Source organism: uncultured Ruminococcus sp. (genome assembly GCF_934476685.1).
GTDB lineage: Bacteria > Bacillota > Clostridia > Oscillospirales > Ruminococcaceae > Hominimerdicola.
Genome location: NZ_CAKSNX010000048.1, coordinates 1 through 1,722, shown reverse-complemented (window position 1 = coordinate 1,722; position 1,722 = coordinate 1). Strand labels below are relative to the sequence as shown.

Annotated in this window: 4 protein-coding genes; all 4 read right to left on the bottom strand. The window is 45.4% G+C overall.

What is annotated here, in order from left to right:
* Positions 1-40: 40 nt before the first annotated feature.
* Genes Q0E19_RS11875 through Q0E19_RS11860 form a run of 4 tightly spaced genes read right to left on the bottom strand, consistent with a single transcriptional unit; the run spans position 41 to position 1,710 of the window.
* The gene (locus Q0E19_RS11875; protein ID WP_294409760.1) at positions 41-235 is read right to left on the bottom strand and encodes a hypothetical protein; all 195 of its coding nucleotides are present in this window, start codon (positions 233-235) and stop codon (positions 41-43) included.
* Positions 235-501: a hypothetical protein gene (locus tag Q0E19_RS11870; protein ID WP_294409758.1), complete on the bottom strand. Its 267-nt coding sequence runs from the start codon at positions 499-501 to the stop codon at positions 235-237. Before Q0E19_RS11870 ends, Q0E19_RS11875 begins: the two co-directional genes overlap by 1 nt.
* Positions 498-1,427 (bottom strand): conjugal transfer protein TrbL family protein, encoded by a 930-nt coding sequence (locus Q0E19_RS11865; RefSeq protein ID WP_294409756.1) that lies wholly within the window; start codon positions 1,425-1,427, stop codon positions 498-500. The genes Q0E19_RS11870 and Q0E19_RS11865 overlap by 4 nt, the downstream gene beginning before the upstream one ends.
* A complete protein-coding gene (locus Q0E19_RS11860; RefSeq protein ID WP_294409755.1) occupies positions 1,420-1,710 on the bottom strand; it encodes a helix-turn-helix domain-containing protein in 291 nt (96 codons plus the stop codon). Before Q0E19_RS11860 ends, Q0E19_RS11865 begins: the two co-directional genes overlap by 8 nt.
* Positions 1,711-1,722: the final 12 nt, after the last annotated feature.

Genomic DNA, 1,722 nt, shown 5'->3' with positions numbered 1-1,722 from the left:
GGTTATCTCTCTCCTGTTCAATTCAAAGCTTCCCATTCGGCTAAATAATTTCTGTACTATTTGGGGTTGACAATACATGATGTATCTTCACGTCGATGTTAGCCGCAGACAGCACGGAAATATTGGTCGGTTCTACGCTGAAAAATGCTATCTCAGCTTTATCGGATTTTACTCCGTATTTAGAAAAGCGTTCAAGACCGATAAGACCCTGAACGCTGTTTTTGTTATTCTTCATTAATTTTTCCTCCATAAAAATAATTGCTGTGAGGTTATGAAAAACTTCACAGCATTAAAAATATAGTCTATGATCGAAGTTTCGTCGACCCGAAGAGAGAGAAACGCAAAGCAGGCGGTCGCAGCAAAGGGCAGGACGTTCCAGAAGTTCACCAGAATCACAACCGACAGAATTATTCCGCCGCAGATTATGATAAAATCCCGAACGCTCCAGAACCACAGCTTTACGTTTGCTCTCAGGTTTTCGGGGTAGATGTAGGTTTTCATTTTGCTCCTCCTTTCAGCATACCGACCGCTTTAGCCCCCATAGAAACAGTATGACTAACACTCATCATATTGACTCTAACGCTGGTATCAAGCCCGTACATCTGAGCTATCCTCGGCACTTCGTTAGCCGACAGGCATATCCCCACCGCAAGCAATGGGTGCTGAGTGTACGTCAGAAGTCCGATATACAATATCGTTGTCTGCAAAAAAGCCGTCAGGCAAGTGGCGATGACCTGCTTGCACCAGCTGTAAAATCCGTCTGTGTAGCCCCTCGGAACTCCGAACATATACAAGCTCCCGACAGCTATCTGGCAAAGCATTATGCCGCCTCGTTTGATGTTTGCAAACACAACTTTCACCGTGCAGTAACCGAATAAGATCATAAAAAAGAGACTGAACAGCGAAATATCTGAGGCAAGAGCAAATATGACCGCAAGTCCTGTGTCCGCCATCGTGTCGCTTGTTCCGGATATGAAATTTCCAAGCAGTTCAGCTGCAAATGTGCCCTGCATATTGACGCAGAATGAATAAAGCCTTTGCGGAACGACCGTAACAAGACTTGCCGCCATAAAGCCTTTCAGTACATTTATGCAGGTGTTCTTGATGTTTGCCTGCCCCGATTCATAAGCGACAGCCGTATCGAACACAGCCACAATAAGTCCGCAGACAAAAAGCATCCACGCAAAACTGCCAAACAATCCGACAAACACCTGTACCCAGGACAAAGCAAAAATATCCGTTGCAGTTTCGTTAATAAATGTGAAGAGTTCCGCTATCAGTCCATACACCTTATTGAATATCCATTCAAACATAATATCCCAAATAGCGTCGCTTATCGCATCAGCGGCAGCACCAACTGTGTTGTCCCAGAGCGATGAGATACCGTCGCTTATCCAGTCAATGGCGTCTGAGATCCATTCAAACATCCGCATCACCTCCTGCCTTTGCTATCTCTCCCTTTACTCTGTACAGCGAGCTGCGACGTCCGCCTTGGATATGATAGCGAGGTATCCGTTCTAACAATCCACGGTTTTCAAGTTCCGTAAATGCACGATACACCGTGCTTTTGTGTATGCTCAGATCTTCTGCTATCCTTCTTACAGAGGGAAAACATTCTCCGTTTTTGTCCGCACGGTTTGCCAAATAGCAGTACACAGCCACCGCCTTGTGGCTTAGTCCTAAGTCGTAGATCCTTCTTGGAAATATCAATATGCATCAGCT